The 16,230-nt window shown below is 31.5% G+C and carries 15 protein-coding genes; 9 read left to right on the top strand and 6 right to left on the bottom strand.

The features are described from left to right. Nucleotides 1-114 precede the first annotated feature (114 nt). The 8 genes from ACWJKE_RS05860 to ACWJKE_RS05825 all read left to right on the top strand — a co-directional run bounded on the left by ACWJKE_RS05860 (nucleotide 115) and on the right by ACWJKE_RS05825 (nucleotide 9,060). Nucleotides 115-2,517, top strand: coding sequence for a GH36-type glycosyl hydrolase domain-containing protein (locus tag ACWJKE_RS05860; RefSeq protein ID WP_462959241.1), 2,403 nt, complete (start codon nucleotides 115-117; stop codon nucleotides 2,515-2,517). A 40-nt stretch (nucleotides 2,518-2,557) separates the two neighbouring features. Further along, entirely contained in the window at nucleotides 2,558-3,970 is a 1,413-nt protein-coding gene (locus tag ACWJKE_RS05855) for a phosphoglucomutase/phosphomannomutase family protein (protein WP_216303741.1), read from the top strand. 245 nt (nucleotides 3,971-4,215) lie between these two features. Continuing rightward, a complete protein-coding gene (locus tag ACWJKE_RS05850) occupies nucleotides 4,216-4,680 on the top strand; it encodes a C-GCAxxG-C-C family (seleno)protein (RefSeq protein WP_216303740.1) in 465 nt (154 codons plus the stop codon). A gap of 12 nt (nucleotides 4,681-4,692) precedes the next feature. After that, nucleotides 4,693-5,646, top strand: a complete 954-nt coding sequence (locus ACWJKE_RS05845; protein WP_462959240.1) for a TDT family transporter — start codon at nucleotides 4,693-4,695, stop codon at nucleotides 5,644-5,646. Nucleotides 5,647-5,927: 281 nt separating this feature from the next. Next, entirely contained in the window at nucleotides 5,928-7,088 is a 1,161-nt protein-coding gene (locus ACWJKE_RS05840; RefSeq protein ID WP_462959239.1) for a cell wall hydrolase, read from the top strand. A gap of 764 nt (nucleotides 7,089-7,852) precedes the next feature. Continuing rightward, nucleotides 7,853-8,239: an SMU1112c/YaeR family gloxylase I-like metalloprotein gene (gene gloA2 / locus ACWJKE_RS05835; protein ID WP_462959238.1), complete on the top strand. Its 387-nt coding sequence runs from the start codon at nucleotides 7,853-7,855 to the stop codon at nucleotides 8,237-8,239. 268 nt (nucleotides 8,240-8,507) lie between these two features. After that, nucleotides 8,508-8,678: a hypothetical protein gene (locus ACWJKE_RS05830; RefSeq protein WP_165412276.1), complete on the top strand. Its 171-nt coding sequence runs from the start codon at nucleotides 8,508-8,510 to the stop codon at nucleotides 8,676-8,678. A gap of 175 nt (nucleotides 8,679-8,853) precedes the next feature. Further along, nucleotides 8,854-9,060 (top strand): hypothetical protein, encoded by a 207-nt coding sequence (locus ACWJKE_RS05825; RefSeq protein ID WP_165412277.1) that lies wholly within the window; start codon nucleotides 8,854-8,856, stop codon nucleotides 9,058-9,060. A gap of 111 nt (nucleotides 9,061-9,171) precedes the next feature. On the opposite strand, the gene ACWJKE_RS05820 is transcribed toward ACWJKE_RS05825, so the two are convergent. From ACWJKE_RS05820 to ACWJKE_RS05805, 4 genes are all read right to left on the bottom strand, one after another. Next, a complete protein-coding gene (locus tag ACWJKE_RS05820) occupies nucleotides 9,172-9,405 on the bottom strand; it encodes a hypothetical protein (RefSeq protein ID WP_165412278.1) in 234 nt (77 codons plus the stop codon). A gap of 111 nt (nucleotides 9,406-9,516) precedes the next feature. Continuing rightward, complete coding sequence (locus ACWJKE_RS05815) at nucleotides 9,517-10,158, bottom strand: ABC-2 transporter permease (RefSeq protein ID WP_165412279.1); 642 nt, start codon at nucleotides 10,156-10,158, stop codon at nucleotides 9,517-9,519. Then, nucleotides 10,158-11,018, bottom strand: a complete 861-nt coding sequence (locus tag ACWJKE_RS05810) for an ABC transporter ATP-binding protein (protein ID WP_216303735.1) — start codon at nucleotides 11,016-11,018, stop codon at nucleotides 10,158-10,160. The genes ACWJKE_RS05815 and ACWJKE_RS05810 overlap by 1 nt, the downstream gene beginning before the upstream one ends. After that, nucleotides 11,015-11,395 carry a GntR family transcriptional regulator gene (locus ACWJKE_RS05805; protein ID WP_165412281.1) on the bottom strand — a complete coding sequence of 127 codons (381 nt, stop codon included), beginning with the start codon at nucleotides 11,393-11,395 and terminating at the stop codon, nucleotides 11,015-11,017. The genes ACWJKE_RS05810 and ACWJKE_RS05805 overlap by 4 nt, the downstream gene beginning before the upstream one ends. A gap of 310 nt (nucleotides 11,396-11,705) precedes the next feature. On the opposite strand from ACWJKE_RS05805, the gene ACWJKE_RS05800 reads away from it, so the two are divergent. Beyond that, nucleotides 11,706-13,445 (top strand): ABC-F family ATP-binding cassette domain-containing protein, encoded by a 1,740-nt coding sequence (locus tag ACWJKE_RS05800; RefSeq protein ID WP_462959237.1) that lies wholly within the window; start codon nucleotides 11,706-11,708, stop codon nucleotides 13,443-13,445. A 70-nt stretch (nucleotides 13,446-13,515) separates the two neighbouring features. On the opposite strand, the gene fliB is transcribed toward ACWJKE_RS05800, so the two are convergent. Further along, a complete protein-coding gene (fliB, locus tag ACWJKE_RS05795; protein ID WP_462959236.1) occupies nucleotides 13,516-14,736 on the bottom strand; it encodes a flagellin lysine-N-methylase in 1,221 nt (406 codons plus the stop codon). A gap of 240 nt (nucleotides 14,737-14,976) precedes the next feature. Continuing rightward, nucleotides 14,977-16,137, bottom strand: a complete 1,161-nt coding sequence (locus ACWJKE_RS05790) for a metallophosphoesterase (protein WP_462956193.1) — start codon at nucleotides 16,135-16,137, stop codon at nucleotides 14,977-14,979. Between the last annotated feature and the right edge of the window lie 93 nt (nucleotides 16,138-16,230).

Raw genomic sequence — 16,230 nt, 5'->3', positions numbered from 1 at the left:
ATAATATTACTGTGCTTGTACTTTAGAAATATCCAGCAATGCTAAGGAGTTATTTAAAGAAGAACTAAATCAAGTTAGTAGTACAATTAAATTATAGTAAAGGGAGAAGATAAAATGAAATATGGATATTTTGATAATGTAAACAGGGAATATGTTATTGAACGCCCTGATGTACCAGTATCTTGGACGAACTATCTTGGGGTAAAGGATATGTGTGCTGTAATTTCTCAAAATGCAGGTGGGTACCTATTCTATAAAAAGCCACAGTACAATAGAATAACTCGTTTTAGACCAAACGGCGTACCACTAGATAGACCTGGCCACTATGTTTACCTTCGTGATGATGAATCTAGCGACTATTGGACAATTTCTTGGCAGCCAGTTGGCAAAGACCTTAAAAAGGCAAATTATAAATGCCGTCATGGGCTATCTTATTCCAAATTTTCCTGCGAATATAGCGATATAATTGCAGAACAGATTTTGTTTATTCCAGTAAACGATGATGTAGAATTATGGGATGTAAAGATAAAGAACAATGGAACAACTCCACGTAAATTAAGTGTGTTTTCTTACGTAGAGTTCTCATTCCAAAACATTGATATGGATAATGAAAACTTCCAGATGAGCTTATACGCATCAGGTTCTAGTTATGAAGATGGAGTTATAGAAAATGATCTTTTTTATGATAATGGTGAGACAGGTTATCAATACATAGCATCGGGTTTTGAACCAGAGAGCTATGATTGTTTAAGAGATAAATTCTTAGGAAACTACCACACTGAAGACAATCCAATAGCTGTAGAAAAGGGAATTTGTAGTGGGAGTTCAGAACTCGGTGGAAATCACTGTGGTGCTTTACATAAAAAAGTAATCTTAGCTCCAGGAGAAGAAACTAGACTTATATTTATGGTTGGTGTTGGTGCAAGGGCTAAAGGCATGAAAATGAAGGCTAAATATTCAAATGTTGCTACTGTAGATAAAGCATTTGATGAACTTAACGAATACTGGGAAAGGAAATTATCGGCATTCCAGATTAAGACACCAAATGAAGGCATGAATACCATGATAAATACATGGAACCTTTATCAAGCAGAAACAAACGTTGTGTTCTCAAGATTTGCTTCATTTATAGAAGTAGGTGGAAGAACAGGACTTGGATATAGAGATACTGCTCAAGATGTTATGTGTGTTCCTCATACAAATCCTAAAAAGTGCAAACAACGTATAATTGAACTTCTTCGTGCACAGTCGAGCATAGGCTACGGATTACATTTATTCCAACCAGAATGGTTTGATTCAGAGGTTGCTAAAATTTTACCTTCAAAATCACCAACAGTTTTACCGACTCCAAACATGTCAGATGTAGTACATGGATTAAAGGATGCATGCTCAGATGACGCATTATGGCTGATTGCAGCAATATGTGAATATGTACAAGAGACTGGTGAAGCCCAGTTGTTTGATACGATGGTTACTTTTGCTGATGGAGGAGAAGCCACGGTATATGATCACATGAAGAAAATACTTGATTTCTCAAGGTCGCAGGTTGGAGCTACAGGGATATGTAAAGGTCTTAGAGCAGACTGGAATGACTGCTTAAACCTTGTAGGAGGGGAAAGTGCTCTAGTATCTTTCCTGCATTTTTGGGCACTAAACAACTTTGTTGAATGTGCTAACTTCTTAGGTAGAACAGAAGATGTATCGGTATATAGTGCAATAGCGAGTAAAGTTAAAAAAATATGTGAAAATGAGCTTTGGGACGGGGAATGGTATATTCGTGGAATTACATCGGATGGAGAAAAAATAGGAACTCAAAAAGATGAAGAAGGAAAGGTTCACCTTGAGTCAAACACTTGGGCTGTTATTTCTGGTGTAGCGGGCCCAGAAAGGTCTAAGGCTTGTATGGATGCGGTAGATAAATATTTATATTCAGACTTTGGTCTACACTTAACATCACCATCCTATACCAAACCAAATGATGGAATAGGTTTCGTAACTCGTGTATACAAGGGAGTTAAGGAAAATGGAGCTATCTTCAGTCATCCTAATCCTTGGGCTTGGGTTGCTGAATGTATGATTGGACGTGGTGAGAGTGCTATGAAGTTCTACGACGCATTATTACCTTATAATCAAAATGATATGATAGAGACTCGTGAAGCCGAACCATACTCATACTGTCAATTCGTGATGGGAAAAGATCATACAGCTCACGGTAGAGCAAGGCACCCATGGCTTACAGGAAGTGCTGGTTGGGCATACTATGCAGCAACTCACTACATGCTAGGAGTTCGTCTTAACTTTGATGGCATGATTATAGATCCATGTATACCAGGAGATTGGACAGAATTCGAAGTTACTCGTCTATGGCGTGGAGCAACTTATAATATAACCATAAAAAATCCAAATGGAGTACAGAGGGGTATTAAAGAAATAATTTTAAATGGAACGGCAGTGGAAGGTGCTATTAAGCCACAAAAAGCTGGTTCACAAAATATTATAGTTGCTATAATGGGCTAATAAAAGTAAGTATATTAAAATTAGTAAAGGAGTTAAAAATATGATTAAATTTGGTACTGGTGGATGGAGAGCTTTTATAGGCGAAGATTTTACAAAAAAAAATGTACAACTTCTTTCTCAAGCTCTTGCAAACCTTATGAAAAATGAAAAATGTGAGGGCAGTGGTTTTGTAATAGGTTATGATAATAGATTTTTATCTGACAAATCAGCAAAATGGGTTTCAGAAGTAATGGCTGGAAATGGAATAAAGGTTTTTTTAGTAGGAAAATCTGCACCTACCCCTCTAATAATGTTCACTGTGAATTCTTTAGATGCATACTATGGTGCAGCTGTAACAGCAAGCCATAACCCAGCTGATTACAATGGACTCAAAATATTCACCAGGGGTGGAAGAGATGCTAAAGAAGACGTTACAAGAAGTCTTGAAGAAATTATAAACAATATTACTATAGATGATGTTAAGCTTGTTATCTTTGATAAAGGAATAGCAGATGGTTTAATTGAAATTATAGATCCGTTTAATGAATTTATAGATTCAATTATCAGCATGATAGATATAGAGTCTATAAGGAATAGCAAACTAAAGGTAGCTCTTGACCCAATGTTTGGAGTTTCAAAGACTTGCCTTCAAACTATACTTTTAACTGCAAGATGTGAGGTTGAAATAATAAATAATAGACACGATACCTTATTTGGTGGAAGATTACCTTCCCCAAGCACACACACACTACATCGTTTAAAGGATTTAGTAGTTGAAAAAGGATATGATATCGGGATAGGGACAGATGGGGATGCTGATAGACTTGGAATCATAGATGAAAAAGGTAACTTTATTCATCCAAACGATATTCTTTCTGTGTTATATTACTATTTATTAAAGTACAAGGGATGGAAAGGTGGAGCTGTAAGAAACCTTGCAACCACTCACCTCCTAGATAAAATAGCAGCGAGCTTTGGTGAGGAATGCTACGAGGTTCCAGTTGGTTTCAAGAACATAAGCTCAAAAATGGAAGAAAAGAATGCATTAATCGGAGGAGAAAGCAGTGGTGGATTAACTATTCGTGGGCACATTAAGGGAAAAGACGGAATATTTGCTGCTAGCCTTCTAATCGAATTGCTTAGTGTAACAGGAAAAAGCTTATCGGAATTACTTGAAGAAATTCATAAGCAATATGGATACTTCTACATGACTGAATCTGATTATAAATTCAGCATAGAAGACAAGGAACAGATTAGGACAAAACTTTTCGTAAATAAGTTAATCCCAAATTTTGGTTATAAAGTAGAAAAAACAAACTACGAAGATGGCTTAAAGGTATATTTTAGAAATGGTGGCTGGATTATAGCAAGATTCTCTGGCACAGAACCGCTTTTAAGAGTATTTTCTGAAATGGAAAATGAAGCTATGGCCAATGAAATAAGTAATATTATGAGAGAATTCTTAAACTTATAAGCATATTAATATTGCAGCACAGAAGGTGATGATTTAATAAAAGGTGTATTTTATACCTAATTATGGTATAGAATACACCTTTTATTTTTTGATTTAATTAAAAAGTTACCCATAACAAAAGGAATTGTGTTCACAATTTGTTTGCGGCCATTGGTGGTGTCCATGTGTTTCAATTAACTAGTGGACTTGCTGTAATATTACATATATAATAGTATGTGGAATATTTTATTAAAAGGGGGCAACTTATGAGAAATGAAGTTAGTATTAAAAAAATAAGAAGAGAAGCAGAAGAGTCATTCAGAAAAGGTGATTTTTTTTGTTCCGAAGCTATTGTTAGCTCAATAAAAAACAATTTTGAAATTCCAATGCCAGATGAGATGATTGCAATGTCTTCAGGATTTCCTCTTGGAATAGGAAAATCAAAATGTGTTTGCGGTGCTGTATCAGGCGGAGTAATGTGCATAGGTTATTTCTTTGGGAGAACAACAGCTGGAGATCCTAAGGTGCAAAATGCTCTTAAGTTTGCTAATGAATTACAAGAGAGCTTTAAAAATAACCATAAGGTGTTATGTTGTAAAGTCCTTACTCACGGAATGGACATGACTTCTGGAGAACATCAAGCACAATGCATTTCCTTTACTGGGGAAATAGCTGAAAAAGCTGCGCAAATTATAGTTAGAGAGCTCGGCCTTGTAAATATTGATGAATAAGGTGGTAAAAAAATGAAAAGCCTGATAGAAAAAACTCCTGTACCAATTGCAGGGTTAATGTTAGCTTTAGCAGCAACTGGTAATCTATTATTATCTTATGGTGATATATACAGGAACATCTTTGGAGTTGTAGCTTCATTAATATTAGTACTCCTTATATTTAAGATATTTTTTGATACAAAAAGTGTAGTAGAGTCTTTTAAAAACCCAGTTGTTGCCAGCGTAATGATTACTTTTACTATGGGTTTAATGATTTTGGCAACTTACATAGTTCCGTATGCTCATTCAATATCCTTTGGTGTGTGGTCTTTTGGTTTATTACTGCATTGTTTTTTACTAATTTGTTTTACTGCAAAATTTATTTTTAACTTTGATACAAAAAAAGTTTTTCCAAGCTATTTTGTAGTTTATGTTGGTATTGTGGTAGCAAGTATGACTGCACCTACCTATAATTTAATTAGTCTTGGAAAAGGTATTTTCTGGTTTGGCTTTATATCATATTTATGCTTATTGCCTATTGTGATTTATAGGACATTCTTTATTAAGGGAATTCAAGAGCCGGCACTACCAACTATTTCAATATTCGCGGCTCCAGCTAGCTTATGTTTAGCTGGATATTTAGCATGTTTTACAGTGAAAAATAATTTTTTATTAGGCTTTTTAGGAGGTCTAGCATTTATAATGTTCTTAGTGGTGATTTTGTATTTACCAAAGCTACTTAAAACTAAATTTTACCCAAGTTATTCTGCTTTTACTTTTCCAATGGTGATAAGCGCAGTTGCTATGAAGCAACTTAATGGGTATCTAGTTAATATTAAAGAACCAATATATATGTTAAAATATTTGGTTAAATTTCAAGAAGTACTAGCTGTTTTAATCGTTATTTATGTTTTAGCAAGATACTTTAAATTTCTTTTTCTTGAGGATAAAATCTCCAAAAATTCTAAAATAGACGAAGCGATCTAAACATATAATAAATAGGACTGTGATTAGATTGGATATAAAGCTAATTATAGTCTTTTTATTACTTATATTGGAAGAAAAAAGCTTAAGAAGCTATTAACAGAAAAGCCTCAAAATGAACAGAATATATATGATAGACAATTTGATAACTGGGCGCCATATTACAAATAATTCAAAGACCAATATTTGCTAAACATATCTCTGTATGTTATTATGTTCAGATGATAAATACTTTTAAACATAATATATTTAAAAATAAAATATTATGTAGGGGGAATGGAAAATTGAACAAAAAAATTATTTCAGCCGTAATGGCACTTGGTGTAATTATAAGCGTTGGTTCTACTACCGTATATGCAGATTCTGCATCAGATAAGGCAAAAATTCATCAGGTTCAAACTCAAAGAAACGACCTTGAAAGCAAAGTTGAGATTATGAACAATAAGCGTGAAACAATTGTGTCTAATATCGATAGTAATGAAAGCAGTATAGCTATAACACAAAAGAATATTAAGCAAACAAAAATAAATATTGAAAAAGCAGAGGCTGATATCAAAGCAGAACAGATTATTTTTAATAAAAGAATGAGAGTAATGTATATGAATGGGTCATCAAGCTATCTAAACATTATGCTAAGCTCAAATGGTATGGATGATTTTATATCCAGAGTAGAAAATATTAAAAGGGTAGTAACATTTGATCAAAAGGTTATGAATAATATGAAAACAAAAGAAGCAGCAATTAATTTAAAGAAGGTAGCGCTAGATTCAGAGAATACAAAGTTGCTATCTTTAAGAGTTGAGAATAAAAAGAATTTAGCGATTTTAACAGAACAAAAATCAGACCAAGATGTATTAGCATTAAAATTGAATGCCCTAGAAAATCAATATGGCGCACAACTGGTAATAGATCAAGCTAATGAAGCAAGACAAGCAACAGAAGAAAAACAAGCATTAATTGATTCAAGAAAAGCTAATAACAAACGGAATGAATCTCCTAAACAAGTTGTAAAAACTCCAGAAATAGCTAGTTATACTTCAGTGCAAACTAAACCTATAGCAATCAAAAATGACTCAAGTGATTTGGACTTGCTATCAAGATTAATAACTGCCGAAGCAGGAGGAGCATCTTATAAAGCTCAAGTTGCTGTAGGTGCTGTAGTTTTAAACAGAGTTAAGAGCAGCAGTTTTCCAAATTCAATCAGTGCTGTTATTAATGAAAAAACAAATGGTTTTTATCAATTTACTCCAATACTAAATGGTAACATTAACAGACCTGCACAGGCAAGTGCTGTTAAGGCTGCAAATGAAGCACTCAGTGGAAATGATCCAACAAATAATGCACTGTTTTTTTATAGTGGTAGTGCACCTAAGGGCTTGACTTTACCACAACCAGTTTCATTAAGAATAGACGATTTAACATTTATTAAAATGCTAGAAGACTGACTATAGAGTATTTTTGATAACTTCTTAACTAAAGATTTAATTTTAATACGATAATATGTATTTATTGCTTAGGACTACATAATTATTAAGTATCTTAAACTCAGATGTTGTTACTGGGATGGTACAGAGAATTATTATGAATAAGGGAGTTCACTTTGTGAACTCCCTTATATATATACAAATATTTAATTTTGAACTAAGTAGAGATTAGTAATTTTTTTAACTAAAGTATTTTTCTTTGTCTTATCACATATCTTAAAGACCTCTTATTTATAAATTGTACTAACCTCTAAAAACTTTAACAACTTAATTTGAAACATTGGACTATCCCCTTTCTATTAGCAATTCTTTTAGTTTATCTAATGAAGGTTAATATCTTTGTGGAATCACTTCCATCTCTTGTACTAATTAAATTCTGTTGTTTTGTTTATAAATTAATAATATCATAGTAATAGATGTTTGTAAACAACTATTTTCAATTAATAATAAATGTTATTTAAGAAGAAATTTCAATGATTGTTAGTGGAGGAGGGATATATAAATAATAATGATGAGTATGAGTAAAAAATATATGCATTTACATCTCCTATATTAATAATACGCTGGTGTGAAAAAATTTGCAAACTAGTGATTTAAGTAGAGTATATGTTAGTATTAAAATATCATATGTATATATTAATAGAAAACTAATACTTCACAGTATTCTTAAACTGTGGTGCGGCCGAAAGAAAATACGTACGTAATATAAAGAAGGAGATAAAAAAATGAAGTTAAATAAGATTCATCATATAGCTATTATTTGCACAAATTATGAAAGATCTAAAGAATTTTACGTTAATCTTTTAGATTTGAAAATCATTAAAGAAACATATAGAAAAGATAGAGAATCATATAAGCTCGACTTAGGTGTTGGAGAGAATTATCAAATAGAATTATTTTCTTTTCCGCAATCACCTAAAAGGGCGAGCTATCCTGAAGCAAGAGGACTAAGGCATCTTGCTTTTGAGGTAGATAACATTGATGAGGCGATAAAAGAACTGGCTGATAAGAATGTAATTTCTGAGCATATTAGAATTGATGAGATTACGGGGAAAAAATTTACTTTTTTTAGTGATCCAGATGATTTACCTATAGAATTATATGAAAAATAGTAGGATAGCATTTTAAAATTGACAACTGTATGTCATAGCATAAATATCTTTGAAGAGCTTTTTTAACTTGAATAATTTCCCAAGGGTCTGGCCCATTACAGAGATAAAACAGACAAGCAGTGTTGCTCAAAAGGCTGTTTGTAGGGTATAATAAATTAGTAAAATAACAAGACCTACCTTGAAAATATTTATCGTGAATATTAATTTAGAAGGTATTAGTTATGAAGTTTTTTTAAACCGTAAAAAATAAAAAAAAGAGGGTAAAAATATGAAAAATGATATAAACAAAAACATGGAAATAATGAAAAAAATTATTGAAGAAAGAAAAGCAAAATCTTCCACGCAAAAAAATAATAAGAGAGCATCAATCTATGGATCACAAAGCGCATCATCAGGTAATGGCGGAGGTTTAGTTGGTAAAAATAACAGGGGTCAATGAATAAATTCCCTTGTTATTAATAAAATATATGTAACTCTAAAAGTTTATTTCATAGAGAAATCTAGGGGTAGGCTTTTTTTTATTGATTAGCAACTCTCAAATTCAACTAAATATGATATTATCATTAACTTATGGGCATTATAATATAAAATAATTAGTAAAGGAGATGCTTTTTATGAGTCAAAATAAAACCATAGCTGAAAACAATCAAAATATTATACCTAATAGTGAAAATAGTCTGAGCCAAAATATGACCATGAAACAAAAAGATCAAAGCCTTATGGCTAATAGTTTAGATAGTGAAAATGCTAAAAATGGATATAAGGTTAATGGAAATGCTAGCGTGCAAGCTGCTAATCAAGGAACTAGAAATAAAAACTAGATGAATTAATTTACTTGGAAATCTTAAAATGTGAAAACACAGTAGAGTTATACTTTCTCTACTGTGTTTTTTATATAAATTAACAAGATAGTGAATTAATTAATACAAAAGTTAATTTATTGGTGTACATATTCCTTGTGTAAATTGCGTAATTGCGCCAGTATTAATGTTTACTAAATATAAACATAAGGAATATTCTTGTTCAGGATTAACAGGATCTTTGTAAGATTTTCCTATCGCGTAATAATCATCACCATTATAAATACCTGTTCTCTGGAATCTTTGATTAGTTGTATTAAAAGTTTCGTTAGTATCTAATTTTACTTTTGATTTAACTAAATCCATTGCCTGTAGTTAAATACACAAAGGGGAACAGCACACATATTATTACTACTGGGGTTGGTAAAGCATGCATAGTTATCGCTCCTTTCTCAAAATGTATAAGTTATACTGCTGTTATAGCAATTCTTTCTTTGAGTAAATGTTTATAGATATATTCATAGAAATAAAGAGGATAGCAATTATAGCCACAATCGGTATTAAGTACTGGACCAATATAGGCATTGCAGACAATACCGTAAAATCGAGTTTAATATTGGCTTTTATTAATACAGTCAATAAAAATGGAGTTCCCATGATCAATATCATGAAGAAATACTTTGTTTTTTCAAAGCCAAATTTATATTGTACAGGTGTGTATACGCCAAATAGGATTACTGAAATCAGCAGTGCAATAAGATAGTTGTACGGAGTAAGATATTCAATTTTGACAAATAGCAGTGCTAATACGTTATATGCCACACAGCAATAAGCAAAGATCAATAGGAGAAAAGCATATCTTGCTTTTACAAGACTACTGCGGGAGTATGGCGTAGAACACAGCAGAGCTTCAGCTTTAGGGTATTTCATTTCGGCCATCAAAACATATTGATACAACATAAACACCGAAAAAATCACCGATAACAAAAAAGCACTAAGCCCCCAAAATTGGGATGGTTGTATCATCATAAAAAGGGGTATAGCAAATGGAAAAGTAACTAAAAGCAGTAAATATTTTTTTATAAGTAAGATATCTTTTTTAACAAGATGTACCAGCATTATTTTCCCCCTCCTTCGACATAGCCCAGCATAATATCTTCTATGGTAGGTCTTTCAACCAAAATGTCTTTTATGCTTTTTTGAACTTGAGATAATTTATTGGTGATACCAGTAAATCCAAATCCTGTTTCTTGAATATTTAAGAACAATTTTCTGGTTTCAATAGTCAAATCCTTGCTATCACCTTTTACTAATCGATGGGTATCAATCAATGTATCCTTTTCTTCCTCGAATAAAATCTTGCCATTGTTAATAAGAATTATCATATCTGCAACTTTATCAAGATCTGAAGTTATGTGAGTTGAAAAGAAAACGCTCTTGCCACCTTGTTTCATATAATCTGTCAAGATATTCATGAATTGGCTTCTAATTAAGGGATCAAGTCCACTTGTAGGCTCATCCATAATAAGTAAGTCTGCCTCATGGGAAAGTGCCAAAGTCAATGCGAACTTCATACGCATACCTTTTGAAAGTGTCGAAATCTTTTGGCGTGGATTGAGTGAAAAACGTTCCATATAGGTTTTGTAATCCCGTTCATTCCAACTTGAATACGCCGGTGAAATAATGCTTTTCATTTCTTTCATTGTCAATTCATCATAAAAGCAGCCATCATCCAGCACAACTCCAATACGGTTTTTTAACTCATGCCCGTGCTTATCAATATCCTTTCCAAAGAATTTGATAGTACCGGCATTTCTCATTACAAGATCAAGAATAGTCCGTATAGTGGTTGTTTTACCTGCCCCGTTAATACCTATAAAACCTGTGATACAATCTTCCTGTAAAGAAAAACTAACATCGGAAAGGGCAAATTTCTCATAAGATTTATTTAATCCTGATACTTCTAATACATTGTTCATTGTTCATCCCCCTCATATAAAATATTCATCATTGCATTTAATTCCTCTTTAGAAATTTTTAACGTCTTTGCTGTTTGAATTAAGTCCTGCATTTTTTGTTCAACAATACGTCGTTTAGAGTCACGAAGCAGCTCTAAATTACCAGCAGAAATAAAAGTGCCAATGCCCACCTGACTTGTAATAAATCCCTCTTGCTCTAATTCATTGTAGACACGACGAATTGTAAGAATGCTTACTTTCAAATCAGTGGCAAAATTTCTGATAGATGGAAGTGGATCACCCTCAGACATCTCACCTTTAAAAATAATATCTTTTAGTTGGTCTTTTATTTGTTGGTATAGGGGTATATTGGATATATTTGAAATTAAAATCTTCATATCACCTTATCACCTTCCTAAGTGTATAGTGTGTATTCACTTAATACACACTATACACTTAGGTTCTGTTTTTGTCAACACGTTAGTGGGTACCCGGCTCGCAAAGACTTTTTAGAATTAACGGATATCACGAGAAGCTTTAATATGAAATGATTGAACTTAGTCGTAAAAAGTGTTATGATATCAATGGTAAACTCAGTAGAATGTCTTTACTACATAAAAATCAAGTGTAAAATTGCAATTGAGAAGAGAATATATTGAAGAGCTTATTTTTATAGGCTCTTTTTTAGTGATAAAGAGAGGTAATAATATGATAAAAATTGATAACTTGTCCTACTCATTTCCGCAAAAGGATCTATATAATAATATTTCATTTACATTAGAAGATGGTCAGCATTGTGCTTTTATAGGAACAAATGGCAGTGGAAAAAGTACACTGATAGATATAATTATGGATCCAGAAAAATATATGTTCGATGGAAAGCTCGAGATTGACCCAAATTGTAGCATTGGGTATGTAAGTCAATTCTCGCAACAGGGCGAAATGAAAGAAATTACAGTTTTCGAATATATAGGGGAAAAATTTATTAAACTACAAAATGAAATAACATCTATTTGCAGTGAAATGGAAACATCTTCGGATATTGATTCTTTACTAGAAAAGTATCAACAAACTTTAGACGCATTTGATGCAATTAATGGGGATGATTTCGAAAATATCATTAATAAAAACTTAAATCTTGCAAACTTAAGCAAGTATAAAGATCTAATGATATCTGAACTTAGTGGTGGGGAATTCAAGCTTATTCAAGTAATTAAGGAAATGCTAAATAGTCCAGACTTAATGATTATGGATGAACCCGATGTGTTTTTAGACTTTGAAAACCTTAATTCGCTTAAAGATCTAATTAATTCGCACATTGGAACAATGTTAATTATTACGCACAACAGATATATATTGAATCATTGTTTTAATAAAATTCTACACCTTGAAAACATGGAGATCCAAGAGTTTGATGGAAACTATATTGAGTATAACTTCTCATTACTTCAAACTAAAATTGAGTTACAAGAACTAGCTGCTACTGATAATGAAGAACTTGAGAGAAACGAGATCTTAATAAAGAAGTTAAGATTTCTCGCAACTGAGTATAATCAATCTTCTAAAGGGAAAGCTCTAAATGCTAGAGTTAAAATTCAAGAAAGATTAGAAAAAAGTAGAATTAAATCGCCATTTGTAGATATTAAACAACCAAATATCAGTTTAGTTACAGATAATGAAATCGAAGAAACCATTGTTTTAAAAGTTAATGATTACAGTGTTGCCTTTGATGATATGCTTCTAGAAAATGTTAACTTTGAGATTAAATCTACTGATAAAGTAGCTCTTATCGGTTCAAATGGTGCCGGGAAAACGACGTTACTTCGAGAAATATTTAAAAATAATCATGATTCTATTGAGATAAATGAAGATGTTGAAGTGGCTTATTTGTCTCAACTTCAAGGCAAAACACTAAATGAGTCTAATACGATACTTGAAGAGTTCTTAGATGCTGGTTTTAAAACTAATCAAGAGGTTAGAGCATATATTTCTGGTTATGGTTTCGAAGAAGAAGCCATTAATCAAAAGATAGGGGCTTTATCTGGTGGAGAAAAAAATATGCTTCAACTGGCTAAGGTTTCTGCTAGTAAAGCAAACATTTTGCTTCTTGATGAACCGACAAGTCATTTAGACACATATTCACAAATAGCACTGGAAAAAGCCATAGAAAACTATAAAGGTGCGATTCTCATGATTTCCCATGATTTCTATTCTATAGTAAACTGTATGGATTTTGTTTTAATCATAGAAGATAAGACAATTAGAAAAATGAGTATGCGAAAATTTAGAAAGATGATTTATGCTAATCATTTTGACAAAGACTATTTAGAAATTGAACAAAAGAAAAAATTAGTCGAAACAAAAATAGAATTGGCTTTAAAAGATATTGATTTTACGCTTGCAAAAGTTTTATCGCAGGAGTTAGAAGAGCTGATTAAGTTACTCTAAATTTAGCAAAGTTTAAGTGGAAATATTGAGCTCTCTTGTATATACATTGAGAACTCAATATTTTTTATTTTTATAAAAGTGTTTTAGCAAATTGTATATTATCAAGTTTATTTTCTTTCATATAATTTATTGAATCAATTAAAAAAGTTCTGTGATGTTCTATGGTCTTCGATAAAGATTGAATAAATTCAACTATATTTTCTTTGTTATCCTGTTTATTATATAGATAGTTACCAACTAAATAAAATCTAATAAATGAATATCTTACTAAAAGCATAATATATCCATCGAATATTGATTCTGATTCAGAAAATGGAAACATATAGTTATACATAAAATTCACCAAATAATTTTCGAAAATATAGCTATTATTATTCATAAAATTTTCAGTATAATCTTCAAATGCTTTTATGTACATTTCTGAATGTTTACTAATGTCGCCACCTTCATCAAACTTGAATCCAGCTATAATTTGCTTAGTATATTCCTTAAAATAAAGACTATCCACTTCTTTAGATACATTTAAGAAGCCTATCATCTTTTTGAAAAAATCTATCTGAACAATATAACTTAATTGATCTCTTTCATAACCATCACTAACTAAGTTCATATCATATTCCCTAATAAATTTAGGTACATTAGTATACTTATATTTAAGTTCTTCTTCTAATGTTTTTATAAAATCACCTAATATATAAAGTCTTTTACTTAAGTCGAACTTTCTGTTTTGTATTATTTCAACACTTAGATTTCTAATTTCTTTAAAATATTTAAAAGGCGAATTATCATATTCTTTAGAGCTGGTTTCAATATCACCTGATAGTATATGTTTGCCTAAAGTTTCTTCACTTTCTTTAAACCCAATTCCTTCTTCTTTTAGTAAAATAATTCTTGCAGCTTCCGGACAGGCAATATCAAGTGATATTTCATAACATGTATCTACTTTATTAATTATTCTAGGAAAAGATGTGCAAACATTTGAAAGATACTCTTCTCCAATTTTGGAATAAATAATACAATAATTTTCGTCATCTAAAAAAGCACACCTTTTTCCAGTTTTTAATTCTATTTTTCCATAATCTATATCAGGACTTAGGTATTCATCATTATTATGTACATTTTTTTGAATCATTCGCTTCATTTCTTTGGCTTGAACCTTATAATATTGCCTAAAGGTAACCTTATCGATATCTATATCCCATCCAATACAACAGCTATCTGTACATTTTCCACCTATACATTTAAATTCTTTAAGATAGCTCGGATATCTCATTTTTATATTTTTTTCCATTGTATACTTCCTTTGTATATAAATTATTTCAAGTTTTCTGTTTCATATTTATTTTACTATAGTATTTTAAGTCTGTCAGATGTATTTTTATTGCCAAGGGTCTGACCCTGTTGTGGGGACACGCTTTGCTGGACCCACTTACTAATTAAACTATAAACCATAAACCATTAAGGAAAAGCCACTACATTACTTTAAACTAAGAAATATAGTAGCTTCGTCTACATAATAAATAACTATTTATTATTTGAGTTTAAGATTTATTTCAACAATTTCCGAGCGGCTACCTATCCTAATTGGAGGTCCCCATGTTCCATAACCTGAAGATATAATAAATTGAGAATTGTTCTTTTTTAAATACCCATAGTCTATTTCAAAAATTCCATTGGTTATAATATTTGCAGGAAATATCTGACCTCTATGGGTGTGACCTGATAGTTGTAAATCAATCCCCTGGTTTTCAGGTTCACTTAAATTTACTGGCTGATGATCCATAAGCAAAAATGGTTTTGACTTATCTAAATCCTTTACTAAGGATGACAAATCTTTTCTTTTAATTTTTGTAACACGCTCTAAGGATGGGTCTTGTCTACCTATAACATAAAAGCTATCACTTACCAAAACTGAAGTATCACGCAGCACAGTTATACCTGCATTCTCAAAATTTTTAACTACATCATCTACATTACTTCCCATTCCATCATGATTACCAAGGGAGGCATACACTCCATATTTGCTTTTAATTCGCCTAAAGTTATCACTCATGTTTTCTTTTACAAAAGGGTCAATGCTACTATCAATAATGTCTCCAGGTATTAACACAATGTCAGGTTTTAAATCATTGATTTTATTTACCATACCTGTAAGCCTATTATTATCTACCATAATCCCAAGATGAATGTCCGAGACCATAATAACCTTCAAGGTCTCTAGATTACCCGCAACTTTATCAACATTTAGATCATACTTTGTTACTCTTACGCTACGAGCACTCCAAGTACCATATATCATTACACCAAATATAAATGCAACTACTAGAACCATTACTATTAACGAAACATTAGTATCGCCAGATAAACTTCTTGGGAGAATTATAATTTTTCTATTTATAACTCTTATTAAATCTATTATAGGCAATATTAAAATAAGATAAAACATTATTGCCATCCAATATGATCCTATAATATTTAATTTAGTTGATATTATTGCTGGTATGAAAGAAGGTATAAGCGTTGTTACAATATATGATGATGCTATTATTGAAAACAGTATCCAATATATTTTGGGATTTATAAAAGGAATATGGCGAAATAGGTTCTGCCACATCCTTAAACCTATATAATAATTTATGCTTCCATACAAGCAAATAAATAAAATAGCAATAAGTATCATTAATCCATTCATTTTTTTGCTCCTTCATATTGTTTTTTTTATTATAAAATTTTATACTATATGAAATTATACCATGATGTTGTGTTTTCGCACAGTCTATTGGTG

The sequence above is a fragment of the Clostridium sp. CM036 genome, assembly GCF_055081135.1.
Note: the sequence above shows the minus strand (reverse complement) of the source record. Positions and strands in the feature narration are given on the sequence as shown.

Bases quoted from the DNA above. Each gene is read 5' to 3' on its own strand.
- ACWJKE_RS05830 (WP_165412276.1), top strand. From the start codon at position 8,508: ATGAAAAATGATATAAACAAAAACATGGAAATAATGAAAAAAATTATT.
- ACWJKE_RS05810 (WP_216303735.1), bottom strand. From the start codon at position 11,018: ATGAACAATGTATTAGAAGTATCAGGATTAAATAAATCTTATGAGAAA.
- ACWJKE_RS05850 (WP_216303740.1), top strand. From the start codon at position 4,216: ATGAGAAATGAAGTTAGTATTAAAAAAATAAGAAGAGAAGCAGAAGAG.
- ACWJKE_RS05805 (WP_165412281.1), bottom strand. From the start codon at position 11,395: ATGAAGATTTTAATTTCAAATATATCCAATATACCCCTATACCAACAA.
- fliB (WP_462959236.1), bottom strand. From the start codon at position 14,736: ATGGAAAAAAATATAAAAATGAGATATCCGAGCTATCTTAAAGAATTT.
- ACWJKE_RS05815 (WP_165412279.1), bottom strand. From the start codon at position 10,158: ATGCTGGTACATCTTGTTAAAAAAGATATCTTACTTATAAAAAAATAT.
- ACWJKE_RS05860 (WP_462959241.1), top strand. From the start codon at position 115: ATGAAATATGGATATTTTGATAATGTAAACAGGGAATATGTTATTGAA.
- ACWJKE_RS05800 (WP_462959237.1), top strand. From the start codon at position 11,706: ATGATAAAAATTGATAACTTGTCCTACTCATTTCCGCAAAAGGATCTA.
- ACWJKE_RS05790 (WP_462956193.1), bottom strand. From the start codon at position 16,137: ATGAATGGATTAATGATACTTATTGCTATTTTATTTATTTGCTTGTAT.
- ACWJKE_RS05820 (WP_165412278.1), bottom strand. From the start codon at position 9,405: ATGGATTTAGTTAAATCAAAAGTAAAATTAGATACTAACGAAACTTTT.
- ACWJKE_RS05825 (WP_165412277.1), top strand. From the start codon at position 8,854: ATGAGTCAAAATAAAACCATAGCTGAAAACAATCAAAATATTATACCT.
- gloA2 (WP_462959238.1), top strand. From the start codon at position 7,853: ATGAAGTTAAATAAGATTCATCATATAGCTATTATTTGCACAAATTAT.
- ACWJKE_RS05845 (WP_462959240.1), top strand. From the start codon at position 4,693: ATGAAAAGCCTGATAGAAAAAACTCCTGTACCAATTGCAGGGTTAATG.
- ACWJKE_RS05855 (WP_216303741.1), top strand. From the start codon at position 2,558: ATGATTAAATTTGGTACTGGTGGATGGAGAGCTTTTATAGGCGAAGAT.